The organism is Serratia sp. LACPHL-BACT-2024-00286 (assembly GCF_043109535.1).
Classification (GTDB): domain Bacteria; phylum Pseudomonadota; class Gammaproteobacteria; order Enterobacterales; family Enterobacteriaceae; genus Serratia; species Serratia sarumanii.
Genome location: NZ_JBICNA010000001.1, coordinates 390,437 through 405,175 on the forward strand (window position 1 = coordinate 390,437; position 14,739 = coordinate 405,175).

17 protein-coding genes are annotated in these 14,739 nt (G+C 60.2%); 10 read left to right on the top strand and 7 right to left on the bottom strand.

The window, feature by feature from the left end:
- Window positions 1-22 precede the first annotated feature (22 nt).
- The 5 genes from cmoB to ACF8MC_RS01940 all read right to left on the bottom strand — a co-directional run bounded on the left by cmoB (window position 23) and on the right by ACF8MC_RS01940 (window position 3,782).
- A complete protein-coding gene (gene cmoB, locus ACF8MC_RS01920; protein ID WP_033634857.1) occupies window positions 23-994 on the bottom strand; it encodes a tRNA 5-methoxyuridine(34)/uridine 5-oxyacetic acid(34) synthase CmoB in 972 nt (323 codons plus the stop codon).
- Complete coding sequence (gene cmoA, locus ACF8MC_RS01925) at window positions 991-1,734, bottom strand: carboxy-S-adenosyl-L-methionine synthase CmoA (protein WP_164104813.1); 744 nt, start codon at window positions 1,732-1,734, stop codon at window positions 991-993. The genes cmoB and cmoA overlap by 4 nt, the downstream gene beginning before the upstream one ends.
- Window positions 1,735-1,836: 102 nt before the next feature.
- A complete protein-coding gene (locus ACF8MC_RS01930) occupies window positions 1,837-2,232 on the bottom strand; it encodes an MAPEG family protein (RefSeq protein WP_004932387.1) in 396 nt (131 codons plus the stop codon).
- A gap of 102 nt (window positions 2,233-2,334) precedes the next feature.
- Window positions 2,335-3,150 carry a DUF72 domain-containing protein gene (locus ACF8MC_RS01935; protein WP_139286539.1) on the bottom strand — a complete coding sequence of 272 codons (816 nt, stop codon included), beginning with the start codon at window positions 3,148-3,150 and terminating at the stop codon, window positions 2,335-2,337.
- 53 nt (window positions 3,151-3,203) lie between these two features.
- On the bottom strand, window positions 3,204-3,782 hold the full coding sequence (locus tag ACF8MC_RS01940) for a hydrolase (protein ID WP_164104812.1): 579 nt from the start codon (window positions 3,780-3,782) through the stop codon (window positions 3,204-3,206).
- Window positions 3,783-4,036: 254 nt separating this feature from the next.
- Here ACF8MC_RS01940 and ACF8MC_RS01945 point away from each other — a divergent pair, with 254 nt between their 5' ends.
- The 7 genes from ACF8MC_RS01945 (at window position 4,037) to ruvB (ending at window position 9,626) form a co-directional block, all read left to right on the top strand.
- A complete protein-coding gene (locus ACF8MC_RS01945; RefSeq protein ID WP_033632845.1) occupies window positions 4,037-4,228 on the top strand; it encodes an FmdB family zinc ribbon protein in 192 nt (63 codons plus the stop codon).
- A gap of 74 nt (window positions 4,229-4,302) precedes the next feature.
- A complete protein-coding gene (gene aspS, locus ACF8MC_RS01950) occupies window positions 4,303-6,087 on the top strand; it encodes an aspartate--tRNA ligase (RefSeq protein WP_392423142.1) in 1,785 nt (594 codons plus the stop codon).
- Window positions 6,087-6,533, top strand: a complete 447-nt coding sequence (nudB, locus tag ACF8MC_RS01955) for a dihydroneopterin triphosphate diphosphatase (protein ID WP_004932373.1) — start codon at window positions 6,087-6,089, stop codon at window positions 6,531-6,533. The genes aspS and nudB overlap by 1 nt, the downstream gene beginning before the upstream one ends.
- Before the next feature lie 19 nt (window positions 6,534-6,552).
- Complete coding sequence (locus tag ACF8MC_RS01960) at window positions 6,553-7,296, top strand: YebC/PmpR family DNA-binding transcriptional regulator (RefSeq protein ID WP_033647638.1); 744 nt, start codon at window positions 6,553-6,555, stop codon at window positions 7,294-7,296.
- A 57-nt stretch (window positions 7,297-7,353) separates the two neighbouring features.
- Window positions 7,354-7,875, top strand: a complete 522-nt coding sequence (gene ruvC / locus ACF8MC_RS01965; RefSeq protein WP_004932367.1) for a crossover junction endodeoxyribonuclease RuvC — start codon at window positions 7,354-7,356, stop codon at window positions 7,873-7,875.
- Window positions 7,876-7,987: 112 nt separating this feature from the next.
- Complete coding sequence (gene ruvA / locus ACF8MC_RS01970; RefSeq protein ID WP_033634852.1) at window positions 7,988-8,602, top strand: Holliday junction branch migration protein RuvA; 615 nt, start codon at window positions 7,988-7,990, stop codon at window positions 8,600-8,602.
- Window positions 8,603-8,621: 19 nt separating this feature from the next.
- Window positions 8,622-9,626 (top strand): Holliday junction branch migration DNA helicase RuvB, encoded by a 1,005-nt coding sequence (ruvB, locus tag ACF8MC_RS01975; RefSeq protein ID WP_049196087.1) that lies wholly within the window; start codon window positions 8,622-8,624, stop codon window positions 9,624-9,626.
- A gap of 66 nt (window positions 9,627-9,692) precedes the next feature.
- Here ruvB and znuB read toward each other — a convergent pair whose 3' ends face one another.
- Entirely contained in the window at window positions 9,693-10,478 is a 786-nt protein-coding gene (znuB, locus tag ACF8MC_RS01980) for a zinc ABC transporter permease subunit ZnuB (RefSeq protein ID WP_060427422.1), read from the bottom strand.
- Complete coding sequence (gene znuC / locus ACF8MC_RS01985; RefSeq protein WP_004932357.1) at window positions 10,475-11,233, bottom strand: zinc ABC transporter ATP-binding protein ZnuC; 759 nt, start codon at window positions 11,231-11,233, stop codon at window positions 10,475-10,477. Before znuC ends, znuB begins: the two co-directional genes overlap by 4 nt.
- Window positions 11,234-11,311: 78 nt before the next feature.
- On the opposite strand from znuC, the gene znuA reads away from it, so the two are divergent.
- The 3 genes from znuA (at window position 11,312) to lpxM (ending at window position 14,720) form a co-directional block, all read left to right on the top strand.
- Window positions 11,312-12,256, top strand: a complete 945-nt coding sequence (znuA, locus tag ACF8MC_RS01990) for a zinc ABC transporter substrate-binding protein ZnuA (RefSeq protein ID WP_033654440.1) — start codon at window positions 11,312-11,314, stop codon at window positions 12,254-12,256.
- A 21-nt stretch (window positions 12,257-12,277) separates the two neighbouring features.
- Complete coding sequence (gene mepM, locus ACF8MC_RS01995; protein ID WP_033654402.1) at window positions 12,278-13,600, top strand: murein DD-endopeptidase MepM; 1,323 nt, start codon at window positions 12,278-12,280, stop codon at window positions 13,598-13,600.
- A gap of 151 nt (window positions 13,601-13,751) precedes the next feature.
- Complete coding sequence (lpxM, locus tag ACF8MC_RS02000) at window positions 13,752-14,720, top strand: lauroyl-Kdo(2)-lipid IV(A) myristoyltransferase (RefSeq protein WP_164104811.1); 969 nt, start codon at window positions 13,752-13,754, stop codon at window positions 14,718-14,720.
- Window positions 14,721-14,739: the final 19 nt, after the last annotated feature.

Genomic DNA, 14,739 nt, shown 5'->3' on the forward strand with positions numbered 1-14,739 from the left:
AGGCCGGCCCGATTAGCGAGCGCTAGGGCTTTTTGGCGGTCAGCACGGCGCGCAGGGGCGCCGGATAGCCTTCGATCGTTTTGCTGCGATCGTTCGGATCGAGGAATTCGGCCAGTGATTCGCTGGTCATCCAGCCGGTGCGGCGCTGTTCTTCGAGGCTGGTGACGCACATATCGGCGATCTTCACGTCGACGAAGCCGCACTTCTCCAACCAGCATTTCAGCGCCTCGGCGGAAGGGATGAAATACACGTTGCGCATCTGCGCATAACGATCGCCCGGCACCAGCACCTGGTGGCGATCGCCTTCCACCACCAGCGTTTCCAGCACCAGTTCACCTTCAGCCACCAGCTGGTTTTTCAGCTGATACAGATGATCGAGCGGCGAGCGGCGGTGATACAGCACCCCCATCGAGAACACGGTGTCGAATGCCGCCAATTCCGGCAACTGCTCGATGCCGAGCGGCAGCAGGTGGGCGCGCTGATCGCCGCCTAATAGCTTGCGCACCGCTTCGAACTGACACAGGAACAGCTGCATCGGATCGATGCCGACGGCGAGGTGTGCGCCGGCGCCAATCATGCGCCACAGGTGATAACCGCTGCCGCAGCCGACGTCGAGAATGGTGCGGCCGGCCAGCGGGGAAATGTGCGGCAGCACGCGATCCCACTTCCAGTCGGAATGCCATTCGGTATCGATATCGATGCCATACAGCGAGAAGGGCCCTTTACGCCATGGCATCAGGGTGCGCAGCATTTTCTCGATGCCTTCAAGCTGGCCCGGCGACAGACCCGGCTCCATCTCGGCGCGCACGCCGTGCAGCAGATCGAGGCGGGTTGGGGTCAGCGTCGGCAAATGCTCGACCGAGTTGAACCACTGTTTGAATTTGCCGTGCAGCGATTCGCGTTGCCAGGCGCTCAGCTGCGCAGGCAGCGTGTCCAGCCAATGGCTGAGGGGGCTTTTGGCGATGCGTTGATAGAAATCACCGAACTCGATCATTGCGCATCCCCCGCTTTCAGGGCGATCAGCGAACCGAAGTTGAAGCATTGGAACCACACTTCGGCATGCTCGAACCCGGCATGTTGCAGGCGCGCCTTGTGCGCTTCCACCGAGTCGGTGAGCATCACGTTTTCCAGCATGCTGCGTTTTTGGCTGATCTCCAGCTCGCTGTACCCGTTGGCGCGTTTGAAATCGTGGTGCATGTTGAACAGCAGCTCGCCGACTTCAGCGTCCTCAAAGCTGAACTTCTCCGACAGCACCAGTGCGCCGCCCGGGCGCAGGCCACGATAGATTTTCTCCAGCAGACGCAGGCGATCGGCCGGTTCGAGGAACTGCAGCGTAAAGTTCAGTACCACCATCGAGGCGTTCTCGATCTCGATGTCGCGAATGTCGGCTTCGATGACATCGACCGGCGTGTCGGCGCGGAAGGCATCGATATGGCGGCGGCAACGTTCCACCATCGCCGGCGAATTGTCGACGGCGACGATATTGCAGCCGGGCACCTTGATATTCCGCCGCATCGACAGCGTCGCCGCGCCCAGCGAGCAGCCCAGGTCATACACCCGGCTGTCGGGTTGCACAAAGCGCTCGGCCAGCATGCCGATCATCGATATGATGTTGGAATAGCCGGGAACGGAGCGTTGGATCATGTCGGGGAACACTTCGGCGACGCGTTCGTCAAAGGTCCAGTCGCCCAGTTTGGCGATGGGGGCGGAAAAAAGGGTATCGCGGTTTGGCATAGCGGCAAATCAGTTCAGAATTCGAAGCTGCGTAGTCTAACAGAAAAGCGCAAAAAAGCGGAGCGGAAGCAGGCGGCGCGGCCGCCTGATGATAAAACGGGATCAGTGCAGGCTGAAAATCAGATCCCAGGGCAGATAGAAGATATTTGCCAGAACCATCAACAACAAAGAGATATAGGTCGCGGCCATGCCCGAACGGCGCCAGCGAACCTCGCGGTTGCGTAAACCGTAGTAATGCACCAGTCGCCCGGCCATCAGCATCAGGCCGCAAAGGTGAATCATCCAGATTTCCGCGCCGTTCATTTCCATAATCACCAGCAAGACGGCAGCAATCGGAATGTATTCAACGGCGTTGCCATGCACGCGGATGGCGGTCTGCAATTCGTAGAAACCGCCGTCGCCATAGGCTACGCGGTACTGCATCCTTAATCTGACTACGTCATAAGAGAGTTTGATCAACAACAATGCGCCGAGCACCACATAAAGCGCGCTTACCATTTTTAACTCCGTTCCCTAACCAAAACTGGCAGCCAGCATCATAGCCGTCATTGTATTCACTGTCGCGGGGAAATATTTGATGTTATTGGTCAGATTAATAGGTCAAAACAGTGCATCTTGTTCTGGCCAGTCCGGCGGCGCAGGCAAATCGGGGATCGCCAGCCGTAGCTGCTGCCAAATTTTTTGCGCCTGCTGGGGCGAATCGCCGTTGTCCGGCGTATGAATAAACAGATAGGGCTGATGCTGTTGCTGCCACAGCGGCAGTTTTTGCTGCCAGGCGTCGAACCAGCGCAGGTTGTCGGCCAATTGGTCACCGCCGATAAAGCGCACCAGCGGTTGGTCGGCGGTGACCAGAGCGTGCACCGGCAGCTTCGGCTTTTTCTGCTGGGCATCGCGCACGGCGGCGGTGTTGGGGGCGGCGTGATGCACCGGGCGGCTGTCGAGGATCACCCGATTGATGCCGCGCTGGTGCAATCCCTGATTCAGCGCACGCTCTTCCTCGCCCTTGGCGAAAAACGCCGGATGACGCACTTCTACGCCGTAGGTGAATTCCTTCGGCAGGCTTGCGAAGAACTGCCACATGCGCGGCAGCTCGTCAGGGCCGAAGGCGGCGGGCAACTGCAGCCACAGTTGGCCGATGCGTTGATGCACCGGGCTCAGGCAGTGGTAAAACGCCTGCAGCTCGGCGGCGCAGTTGCGCAGAGCGGCCTTGTGGCTGATGTCCGACGGGAATTTGAAGCAGAAGCGAAAATCGTCACCGGTCATGTCGCGCCAGCGCTGCACGATTTCCAGCTTCGGCAGCGCGTAGAAGGTGGTATTGCCTTCCACGCAGTTGAAATAGCGGCTGTAATCCGCCAAATCACGCAGCCCGATGCGATTCCAGGCTGCATGTTGCCATTGCGGCAGTCCGATGTAGATCACGGCGTCGTCTTCCTTTACTTGTCCTTGGCTTATCAGGCTACAACTTAACGTTACCGCTCGAGCGCGGCAAGAATTTCGCCAGTGTCGCGCACCCGCGCCAAACGCGGGAAGATGTGTTCGAACGCGAAACGGTGCATTTCCGCGTTCTGCGTGCTGCAGACATCTTCGGCGATCACCAGCTCATAGCCGTGTTCCCAGGCGGCGCGGGCGGTGGATTCCACGCCGATATTGGTGGATATGCCGCCCAATACCACGGATTTGATGCCGCGACGGCGCAGCTGCAAATCCAGATCGGTGCCGTAGAAGGCGCCCCATTGGCGCTTGGTGACCAGAATATCGCTGTCGCAGACCGCCAGCGGCGCGGGGAACTCCCACCAACTGGCCGGCAAGCCGCCGGCGGGCGCGGGAGCCGGCTTGTCCACCGGCTGTTTCAGCGCTTCGGCGAAGGAGTCTGACCAGCCGACGCGCACCAGCAGCACCGGCGCGCCCAGCAGACGAAAACGGGCGGCCAGCAGGGCGGCGTTCGCCACCACCTGGTCGGCGCTGTGCGGGCCGCCGGCGTAGGGCAGAATGCCGTTTTGCAAATCGATCAGCACCAGAGCGGTGGTTTGGGCGTCAAGTTTCAGCATGGATTTCATCTCGTTGCGAAGTGGATAAAAACTGTTCGGCGCGCCGGGCGAGCTGCGTTCGGCGCAAAACCGGGGGAGAATCAGGCTACGTGAAAAAACTGTCGCAGGTTAATGGGAAATTTGTTAACCGATGTGTTGATTCGAGCAAAAACGCGCCATTTAGTGCAGTAACAATGCTGTGTTCGCACTTATCGGGCGGATGAATTTCCTTTATAATGACTCCCTTTTTTCAACACTCTTTAATCCAACGACCTATGCCGATTTATGAATATGCATGTGGTGCTTGCAACCATCGGTTAGAGAAATTGCAAAAATTTTCCGATGCGCCGCTGGCAGACTGCCCGGCGTGTGGGCAGCCCGCGTTGACCAAGTTGATTTCATCCTCCGGTTTCCAGCTTAAGGGCACCGGCTGGTATGCGACGGATTTTAAACCGGGTAACAAGTAGAATTTATCAGATAACAGCCGCGCGACAGGGGCGCAGTAGCCCGGCGCGGCATCGGCTGTGTAAAAGGATAGCGTATGCGTACTGAATATTGCGGGCAGTTGAATCTGTCCCACGTGGGCCAGGAAGTCACTCTGTGTGGTTGGGTCAATCGTCGTCGCGATCTCGGCGGCCTGATCTTTATTGATATGCGCGACCGCGAAGGCATCGTGCAGGTGTTCTTCGATCCGGACCAGAAAGTGGCGTTCGACAAGGCCTACGACCTGCGCAATGAGTTCTGCATCCAGATCGTCGGCACCGTGCGTGCGCGTCCGGACAGCCAGATCAATAAAGATATGGCCACCGGCGAAGTGGAAGTGTTCGCCCACGCGCTGGAGATCATCAACCGCTCCGAGCCGCTGCCGCTGGACTCCAATCAGGTCAACAGCGAAGAAGCGCGCCTGAAATACCGCTACCTGGATCTGCGCCGCCCGGAAATGGCCGAGCGTCTGAAGACCCGCGCCAAAATCACCAGCTTCGTGCGCCGCTTCATGGACAGCCACGGCTTCCTCGATATCGAAACGCCGATGCTGACCAAGGCGACGCCGGAAGGCGCCCGCGATTACCTGGTGCCGAGCCGCGTACACAAGGGCAAATTCTACGCGCTGCCGCAGTCCCCGCAGCTGTTCAAACAGCTGCTGATGATGTCCGGCTTCGATCGTTACTACCAGATCGTCAAATGCTTCCGCGACGAAGACCTGCGTGCGGACCGTCAGCCTGAATTCACCCAGATCGACGTCGAAACCTCCTTCATGACCGCCGATCAGGTGCGTGAAGTGATGGAGAAGTTGGCGCGCGAACTGTGGCTGGACGTGAAGGGCGTGGATCTGGGCGATTTCCCGGTCATGACCTTCGCCGAAGCGATGCGTCGCTTTGGCTCCGACAAGCCGGACCTGCGTAACCCGCTGGAGCTGGTGGACGTGGCCGACCTGGTCAAAGACGTCGAGTTTAAAGTCTTCTCCGGCCCGGCCAACGACGCCAAAGGCCGCGTGGCGGCGATCCGCGTACCGGGCGGCGCGCAGCTGACCCGCAAGCAGATCGACGAGTACGGCGCTTTCGTCAACATCTACGGCGCCAAAGGCCTGGCGTGGCTGAAGGTCAACGACCGCGCCGCCGGCATGGAAGGCGTGCAGAGCCCGATCGCCAAATTCCTCAGTGCAGACGTGCTGGAAGGCATCCTGGCGCGCACCGATGCGCAGACCGGCGATATCCTGTTCTTCGGCGCCGACAGCGTCAAGATTGTCACCGATGCGATGGGCGCGCTGCGCCTGAAGCTGGGGCGCGATCTGGCGCTGACCCAACTCGACAGCTGGGCACCGCTGTGGGTGGTTGACTTCCCGATGTTCGAAGAAGACGAAGAGGGCGGCCTGGCGGCCATGCACCACCCGTTCACCTCGCCACGCGACATGAGCCCGGAAGAGCTGGCGGCAGCGCCGGTCAACGCCATCGCCAACGCCTATGACATGGTGATCAACGGTTACGAAGTGGGCGGCGGTTCGGTGCGTATCCACCGTAGCGAAATGCAGCAGACGGTGTTCAGCATTCTGGGCATTAACGAACACGAACAGCGCGAGAAGTTCGGCTTCCTGCTGGACGCGCTGAAGTACGGTACGCCGCCGCACGCCGGCCTGGCCTTCGGCCTGGATCGTCTGGTGATGCTGTTGACCGGCACCGACAACATCCGCAACGTCATCGCCTTCCCGAAAACCACCGCGGCGGCCTGTCTGATGACCGACGCGCCGAGCTTCGCCAACCCGGCTGCGCTGCAGGAGCTGGCGATCAGCGTGGTAAAGAAAGCCGGTGCGGAACAAGAGAGCGAGTGATGAGTTACAAGCGCCCTGAATCTATCCTGGTAGTGATTTACGCGAAATCCAGTGGTCGGGTGCTGATGTTACAGCGGCGCGACGATACCGAGTTCTGGCAGTCGGTCACCGGCAGCCTGGAACAGGATGAGTCGCCACCGCATGCCGCGCGGCGTGAAGTCATGGAAGAAGTCGGCATCGATATCGAAGCAGAGCACCTGCCGTTGTTCGATTGCCAGCGCTGCGTGGAGTTTGAACTCTTTGTCCATTTGCGACATCGCTATGCGCCGGGAACCACGCGCAATAAAGAGCACTGGTTCTGTCTGGCGTTGCCCGAGGAGCGCGATCCGGTGATTACCGAGCATCACGCTTACCAATGGCTTGAGGCGGCCGAGGCCGTGAAGTTGACCAAGTCGTGGAGCAATCAGCAGGCGATTGAAGAGTTCGTGATCAATTCAGTCCAGTAGTTTTTTTCGGAGATTTTTTATGGCAGGTCATAGTAAGTGGGCCAACACAAAGCACCGTAAAGCGGCGCAGGACGCCAAGCGCGGTAAAATTTTCACCAAGATTATTCGTGAGCTGGTCACGGCCGCCAAGCTGGGCGGCGGCGATCCGGATTCCAACCCGCGTCTGCGCGCGGCGATGGACAAGGCGCTGTCGAACAACATGACGCGCGACACCATGAACCGTGCGATTGCGCGCGGCGTGGGCGGCGATGATGATACCAATATGGAAACCATCATCTATGAAGGTTACGGCCCTGGCGGCACCGCCGTGATGATCGAATGCCTGAGCGACAACCGCAACCGCACCGTGGCGGAAGTGCGCCACGCCTTCACCAAATGCGGCGGCAACCTCGGCACCGACGGTTCCGTGGCTTACCTGTTCACCAAGAAGGGCGTGATCACCTACGCACCGGGCCTGGATGAAGACACCGTGATGGAAGCGGCGCTGGAAGCCGGTGCGGAAGACATCGTGACCTATGACGACGGCGCCATCGATGTGTTCACCGCCTGGGAAAGCCTGGGCGCGGTGAAAGACGCGCTGACCGCGGCGGGCTTCGAAGCCGAAGCGGCGGAAGTGTCGATGATCCCATCGACCAAGGCCGACATGGACGCGGAAACCGCGCCTAAGCTGCTGCGCCTGATCGATATGCTGGAAGACTGCGACGACGTGCAGGAAGTTTACCATAACGGTGAAATCTCCGACGAAGTGGCGGCGACGCTGTAATCCGGTAAAACGGGCGCCGCCGTTCGGCGGCGCCGTGCATGCAAGGTGGATGTAGATATGGCGATCATACTCGGTATCGATCCCGGCTCACGCGTCACCGGCTATGGCCTTATCCGCCAGCAGGGGCGTCAGTTGAGCTATATCGCCAGCGGCTGCATCCGCACGGTGGTGGACGACATGCCGACGCGGCTGAAGCTGATTTACGCCGGCGTCAGCGAGATCATCACCCAGTTTCAGCCCGATTTCTTCGCCATCGAACAGGTGTTTATGGCCAAGAACCCGGACTCGGCGCTCAAGCTCGGCCAGGCGCGCGGCGTCGCGATCGTCGCGGCGGTGAATCAGAATCTGGAAGTGTTCGAGTATGCGGCGCGGCAGGTCAAACAGACCGTGGTCGGCACCGGCGCGGCCGAAAAGGCGCAGGTACAGCACATGGTGCGCTCGCTGCTCAAACTCTCGGCCAACCCGCAGGCGGACGCCGCCGATGCCCTGGCCATCGCCATTACCCACTGCCACCTCAGCCAGAACGTACTGCGGATGAGCGAAGGGCGGTTGAACCTGGCGCGCGGGCGTTTGCGCTGACGCAAAGCGATGATTGCTCAGGCTGGATATTCATCCAGCCTTTTTTATGTTATAAGCTTTACCAGCAACGGCATGGCAGGGCGCCATGCCCGGTCATTCTGCAGGAGGGTAAATGATAGGTCGTCTCAGAGGAAATATTCTGGAAAAGCAGCCGCCGCTGGTGTTACTGGAGGCGAACGGCGTGGGCTATGAGGTACACATGCCGATGACCTGCTTTTACGAGCTGCCGGAACTGGGGCAAGAGGCCATCGTGTTTACCCACTTCGTGGTGCGTGAAGACGCGCAGCTGCTGTATGGTTTCAACGACAAGCAGGAACGCGCGCTGTTCCGCGAGCTGATCAAGGTCAACGGCGTCGGGCCGAAACTGGCGTTGGCGATCCTGTCGGGCATGTCTGCGCAGCAGTTCGTCAGCGCGGTGGAGCGCGAAGAGATCACCGCGCTGGTCAAGCTGCCGGGCGTAGGCAAGAAAACCGCCGAGCGCCTGGTGGTAGAGATGAAAGACCGCTTCAAAGGGCTGAACGGCGATCTGTTCAACAGCAGCAGCGAGATCAGCCTGCCGTCCGCCGCCGCCAACGCGCCGGAAGCGGACGCAGAAGCCGAAGCTGTCTCGGCGTTGGTGGCGCTGGGCTATAAGCCGCAGGAAGCCAGCCGCATGATCAGCAAAATTGCCAAACCGGGCGCCGACTGCGAGACCCTGATCCGCGACGCGCTGCGCGCGGCTTTGTAAGGCCGCTAAGAGGTAGATAATGATTGAAGCCGATCGCCTGATCTCCGCCGAACCGATCAACGAGGAAGAAGTCCTCGATCGCGCCATTCGTCCCAAGCTGTTGACCGAATACGTTGGCCAGCCGCACGTGCGCGAGCAGATGGAGATTTTCATCCAGGCGGCCAAGCAGCGCGGCGACGCGCTCGACCATCTGCTGATCTTCGGCCCGCCGGGCCTGGGGAAAACCACCCTGGCCAACATCGTGGCCAACGAAATGGGCGTGAATCTGCGCACCACCTCCGGCCCGGTGCTGGAGAAGGCGGGCGATTTGGCGGCGATGCTGACCAACCTCGAACCGCACGACGTGTTGTTCATCGACGAAATCCACCGTTTATCTCCGGTGGTGGAAGAGGTGCTGTATCCGGCGATGGAAGACTATCAGCTGGATATCATGATCGGTGAAGGGCCGGCGGCGCGTTCGATTAAGCTCGATCTGCCGCCGTTTACCTTGGTGGGCGCCACCACCCGCGCCGGCTCGCTGACCTCGCCGCTGCGCGATCGCTTCGGCATTGTCCAGCGGCTGGAGTTTTATCAGGTGGCGGATCTGCAGCACATCGTCTCGCGCAGCGCCGGCTGCCTGGGGCTGGACCTGTCCGACGAGGGCGCCCATGAAGTGGCTCGCCGTGCGCGCGGTACGCCGCGTATCGCCAACCGCCTGTTGCGCCGGGTGCGCGACTTTGCCGAGGTGCGCGCCAACGGCGTGATCAGCGGCGCGGTGGCGGCGCAGGCGCTCGATATGCTCAACGTCGATGCCGAAGGTTTCGACTATATGGATCGCAAGCTGCTGCTGGCGATTATCGACAAGTTTACCGGCGGCCCGGTCGGGCTGGACAACCTGGCGGCGGCGATCGGCGAAGAGCGCGAAACCATCGAGGACGTGATCGAGCCGTTCCTGATTCAGCAGGGCTTTATCCAGCGCACGCCGCGCGGCCGTTTGGCGACCCAGCATGCCTACCGGCATTTCGGGCTGGAACGCGAAGCATAAGTTTGCCATCCTCCATACAAAAGGGCCGCATCTGCGGCCCTCGTCATATTCTGGTTCTGGCTTCAATCAAGCCTGCTGTTTTTTGAACAGGCTCAGCGTGAACAGCACGGCGGCGCAGAGCACTACCGAAGGGCCGGCCGGCGTATCGTAACACGCCGAGAAAGTCAGGCCGCCGGTGACGGCCACCATGCCGAGCAGCACCGCGACGCCGGCCATCTGTTCCGGCGTGTGCGCGAAGCGGCGAGCGGTGGCTGCGGGAATGATCAGCAGCGAAGTGATGATCAGCGCGCCGACGAATTTCATCGCCAGGCCGATGGTCAACGCGGTCACCAGCATCAGCACGGTGCGCGCCCGCGCCAGATTGACGCCGTCGACGTGCGCCAGCTCCGGGCTGATGGTCATCGACAGCAGATCGCGCCACTGCCACCACAGCACCAACAGCACCACGGCGACGCCGCCGGCGATCATCAGGATATCGCTCAGCGTGACCGACAGCAGATCGCCGAACAGGTAGGCCATCAGATCGACCCGCACGTTGGACATTAGCGCCACCACTACCAGGCCCAGCGACAGGGCGCTGTGGGCCAGAATGCCGAGCAGGGTATCCACCGAAAGCTGCGGGCGGCGTTCCAGCCACACCAGGGCCAGAGCCAGCAGCAGCGTAATGGCGATCACCGCATAGAAAGGATTGATGTCGAGCAGCAGACCAAAGGCGACGCCGAGCAGCGAGGCGTGCGCCAGGGTATCGCCAAAGTAGGACATGCGGCGCCAGACCACGAAGGAGCCCAGCGGCCCGGCGGCGCCGGCCAACAACACGCCGGCCAGCCAGCCGGGAAGTAACAGTTCGATCATGCTTCGCGGCTCCCGGTTTTCTTCAAGACAATTCTTCCCTGCAGGTCGTGGCGGTGATTGTGATGGTGGCGATACACCGCCAGCTGCTCTGCGCCGCGGTTGCCGAACATGGCGATGAATTCGGGATGCATCGACACCACCTCCGGCGCCCCTGAGCAGCAGATGTGCTGATTGAGGCACAAGACCTCGTCGGTTTTCGCCATCACCAGATGCAGATCGTGCGACACCATCAGCACGGCGCAGCCCAGCTCTTTACGCAGTTGATCGATCAGATCGTAGAGCGCCAGCTGACCGTTGACGTCCACTCCCTGCGTGGGTTCGTCCAGCACCAGCAGTTGCGGTTTGTTCAACAGCGCTCGCGCCAGCAGCACGCGTTGGTTTTCACCGCCGGAGAGCTTTTGCATCGGCTGGTCGAGCAGGTGGGCGGCGTGCACGCGCTTGAGCGCCGGCAGAATGTCGGCTTTCTTGACGCCGGGCTTGAGGCGCATAAAGCGGCTGACGGTCAGCGGCAGGGTGGCGTCGAGGTGCAACTTTTGCGGCACGTAGCCGATGCGCAGATCGGGCTCACGCTCCAGCGTGCCGGCGGTCGGTTTGACCAATCCCAGCACCACGCGCACCAGCGTAGACTTGCCCGCGCCGTTCGGGCCCAACAGCGTGAGAATACGGCCGGGCTGCAGGCTGAGGGAAATGTTCGACAGCACCTTGCGGCTGCCGAAGGCGACGGAGATATTTTTTAGCGTTATCAGTGTAGACATCTCGAGATTACAGGTTGCAGAACGAAGCGAATGTTATAATATCACGCCTTGTTGATGAAAACGATGGGATTACTGATGATGGCAAAGAAAAATAAATGGCTGCAGCGCACGCTGCTGGCCAGCGCACTGTTGATGGCCGGCCCGCTGAGCAGCGCTTCCGCGGCGGTGGTGACCTCGATTCGTCCGTTGGGCTTTATCGCTTCGGCCATCGCCGATGGCGTGACGCCGACCGAAGTGTTGCTGCCGGATGGCGCTTCACCGCACGATTTTGCGTTGCGTCCTTCCGATATCCAACGCTTGCGTTCCGCGGACCTGGTGCTGTGGGTTGGGCCGGACATGGAAGCGTTCCTGAACAAGGCGCTGGTGCCGATCTCGGCGACCAGAAAGCTGGCCATCAGCGAACTGCCGGCGGTGAAGCCGTTGCTGATGAAAGGCGAAGAGGACGACGATCATGATCATGCAGGCGAAGCGCATAACCATGCCGATGACGATCATGGGCATCATCACGGCGAGTACAATATGCACGTTTGGCTGTCGCCGGAGATAGCAAAAGTGACCGCGATCGCGATTCACGACAGATTGTTGGAACTTATGCCGCAAAATAAGGACAAATTAGACGCAAACCTGCGCCAGTTCGAGAATCTGCTGACGCAAACTGACAAAAATGTTGGTAACATGCTTACGCCTGTGCAAGGTAAGGGTTATTTTGTTTTTCATGATGCTTACGGCTACTTTGAGAAACACTACGGTTTGAGTCCGCTGGGCCATTTCACCGTCAATCCCGAAATTCAGCCTGGAGCACAGCGCCTACACCAAATTCGAACACAGTTGGTTGAGCAGAAAGCGGTATGCGTTTTTGCTGAGCCACAATTCAGGCCGGCCGTAATCAATGCCGTCGCCAAGGGTACCAAAGTGCGTTCCGGAACGCTGGACCCGCTGGGCGTCGGCATCGCGCTGGGGAAGGACAGCTACGGGAAATTCCTGACTCAGCTGTCAAACCAGTACGTGAGCTGCCTGAAGTAAAGCTTATGAGGATAATATCGAGTGCAGCAGATAGTCCGAACTATCGCTCTGGCGTATAACAACCTGCCTCGGCCCCACCGCGTCATGCTGGGGTCGCTGACAGTCGTCACATTGGCCGTCGCTGTTTGGCGGCCTTTTGTTTACCACCCAGAACACAATCCCATCGCCAAGAGCGTCGAGTTAGAATCCAGCCAGATGCGGTCATTGCTCCCCGAAGCCAGTGAGCCGATTGATGCCGACCAACCCACTCCCGATGACGAAATCCCGCAGGATGAGCTGGATCAGAAAGACGCCGGCGACGATGGCGTGCATGAATATGTGGTTTCCACCGGCGACACCCTCGGCAGCATTCTGACGCAATATGGCATCGATATGTCGGATGTCACGCTGCTTGCCTCGCAAAACCGCGATCTGCGTAATCTGAAGATTGGCCAACAGCTGTCGTGGACCGTGAACGATGCGGGCGATCTGCAGCAGTTGACCTGGGAAGTTTCCCGCCGCGAAACCCGCACCTATGACCGCGTCGGCAACAGCTTCAAAGAGTCGAAAGAGGCGCAGCAGGGCGAATGGCGCAACAACGTGATCAGCGGCCGGGTCAACGGCAGCTTTGTCAGCAGCGCCGGCGACGCCGGGCTGAGCCGTAACGAAATCAACTCGGTGATTAAGGCGCTGCAGTGGCAGCTCGATTTCCGCAAGCTGCGCAAAGGCGACCAGTTCTCCGTGCTGATGTCGCGCGAGCATTTCGACGGCAAGAAATCGCAAAGCCAGCTGTTGGGCGTGCGTCTGCGCACCGGCGGCAAGGATTACTACGCGATCCGCGCCGAAGACGGCAAATTCTACGATCGCCAGGGCTCAGGCCTGGCGCGCGGCTTCATGCGTTTCCCGACCATGAAACAGTTCCGCATCTCCTCCAACTTCAACCCGCGCCGCGTGAACCCGGTGACCGGTCGCGTGGCGCCGCACAAAGGCGTCGATTTCGCCATGCCGGTCGGCACGCCGGTGCTGGCGGTCGGCGACGGTGAAGTGGTGATCGCCAAGCGCAGCGGCGCAGCGGGCAACTATGTGGCGATCCGTCACGGTCGCCAGTACACCACGCGCTATATGCACCTGAAAAAGCTGCTGGTGAAACCGGGCCAGAAGGTGAAACGCGGCGATCGCATTGCGCTCTCCGGCAACACCGGCCGCTCCACCGGGCCGCACCTGCACTTTGAACTGTGGACCGGCCAACAGGCGGTGAACCCGCTGACGGCCAAGCTGCCGCGTTCCGAAGGGCTGGGCGGCAAAGACCGCAGCGATTATCTGGCGCAGGTGAAGGAAGTGGTTCCTCAACTGCAGTTGGATTAACGCCCGCCCTTTTTCCGGCGCTTCGGCGCCGCTAATTTCATCGGCCTGATTGCGGGCCGATGCTGTTTTATCTGGGCGGTTCGCGGTTGTTAATTGCAAAATCGGTGATGGCAATTATGATTAGCCGAATCGCTAAGCTAAGAGCATGTGCATGCAAAACGAGAAGAAATCGAACGTAGAGTTCATCCCGCAGTTTCAAAAAGCCTTTTTATATCCGCGCTACTGGGGCGTGTGGTTGGGAACCGGCCTGATGGCCGGCATTTCGCTGGTGCCCGCGCGCCTGCGCGATCCGGTGCTGGGTGCGGTCGGCAAACTGGCCGGCAAGCTGGCGAAGGGCGCGCGCCGTCGTGCCCGCATCAACCTGCTGTATTGCTTGCCGGGGCTGCCGGAAAGCGACCGCGAGCACATTATCGACCAGATGTTCGCCTGTGCGCCGCAGTCGATGGTGCTGATGGCTGAGCTGGCTTGCACCAAGCCCGAGAAAGTGCTCAAGCGCGTGCGTTGGCACGGTGAAGAGGTGTTGGACAAGATCCGGGCGGAAGGACGCAACGTGATTTTCCTGGTGCCTCACGGCTGGGCGGTGGATGTGCCGGCGATGCTGATGGCCGCGCGCGGCCAACCGATGGCGGCGATGTTCCACAACCAGCGCAATCAGCTGATCGACTACCTGTGGAACGCCGTGCGGCGTAAATTCGGCGGCCGCATGCACGCGCGCAACGACGGCATCAAACCGTTTATCAGTTCGGTGCGGCAGGGGTATTGGGGTTACTATCTGCCCGATCAGGATCACGGCGCCGAGCACAGCGAGTTCGTCGATTTCTTCGCCACCTATAAGGCGACGCTGCCGGCGGTGGGGCGGCTGATGAAGGTGTGTCGCGCGGCGATCGTGCCTTTGTTCCCGGTGTACGACGGCAAAACCAGCATGCTGGATATTTATATTCGCGAGCCGATGGACGATCTGGCCGAAGCCGACGATCCGCGCATTGCCCGCCGCATGAATGAAGAAGTGGAAAATCTGGTGGGCCCGAATCCGGAGCAGTATACCTGGATCCTCAAACTGCTGAAGACGCGCAAGGAAGGGGAGGTTGAACCTTACTCGCGCGACGATCTGTATCGTTAATCCTTTCTGCCGCTAACGC

What these genes read in the sequence shown, in the direction of transcription:
- cmoB (WP_033634857.1), bottom strand. Translation starts at nt 994, where the DNA reads ATGATCGAGTTCGGTGATTTCTATCAACGCATCGCCAAAAGCCCCCTC.
- cmoA (WP_164104813.1), bottom strand. Translation starts at nt 1,734, where the DNA reads ATGCCAAACCGCGATACCCTTTTTTCCGCCCCCATCGCCAAACTGGGC.
- ACF8MC_RS01930 (WP_004932387.1), bottom strand. Translation starts at nt 2,232, where the DNA reads ATGGTAAGCGCGCTTTATGTGGTGCTCGGCGCATTGTTGTTGATCAAA.
- ACF8MC_RS01940 (WP_164104812.1), bottom strand. Translation starts at nt 3,782, where the DNA reads ATGCTGAAACTTGACGCCCAAACCACCGCTCTGGTGCTGATCGATTTG.
- ACF8MC_RS01945 (WP_033632845.1), top strand. Translation starts at nt 4,037, where the DNA reads ATGCCGATTTATGAATATGCATGTGGTGCTTGCAACCATCGGTTAGAG.
- aspS (WP_392423142.1), top strand. Translation starts at nt 4,303, where the DNA reads ATGCGTACTGAATATTGCGGGCAGTTGAATCTGTCCCACGTGGGCCAG.
- nudB (WP_004932373.1), top strand. Translation starts at nt 6,087, where the DNA reads ATGAGTTACAAGCGCCCTGAATCTATCCTGGTAGTGATTTACGCGAAA.
- ACF8MC_RS01960 (WP_033647638.1), top strand. Translation starts at nt 6,553, where the DNA reads ATGGCAGGTCATAGTAAGTGGGCCAACACAAAGCACCGTAAAGCGGCG.
- ruvC (WP_004932367.1), top strand. Translation starts at nt 7,354, where the DNA reads ATGGCGATCATACTCGGTATCGATCCCGGCTCACGCGTCACCGGCTAT.
- ruvA (WP_033634852.1), top strand. Translation starts at nt 7,988, where the DNA reads ATGATAGGTCGTCTCAGAGGAAATATTCTGGAAAAGCAGCCGCCGCTG.
- ruvB (WP_049196087.1), top strand. Translation starts at nt 8,622, where the DNA reads ATGATTGAAGCCGATCGCCTGATCTCCGCCGAACCGATCAACGAGGAA.
- znuB (WP_060427422.1), bottom strand. Translation starts at nt 10,478, where the DNA reads ATGATCGAACTGTTACTTCCCGGCTGGCTGGCCGGCGTGTTGTTGGCC.
- znuC (WP_004932357.1), bottom strand. Translation starts at nt 11,233, where the DNA reads ATGTCTACACTGATAACGCTAAAAAATATCTCCGTCGCCTTCGGCAGC.
- znuA (WP_033654440.1), top strand. Translation starts at nt 11,312, where the DNA reads ATGGCAAAGAAAAATAAATGGCTGCAGCGCACGCTGCTGGCCAGCGCA.
- lpxM (WP_164104811.1), top strand. Translation starts at nt 13,752, where the DNA reads ATGCAAAACGAGAAGAAATCGAACGTAGAGTTCATCCCGCAGTTTCAA.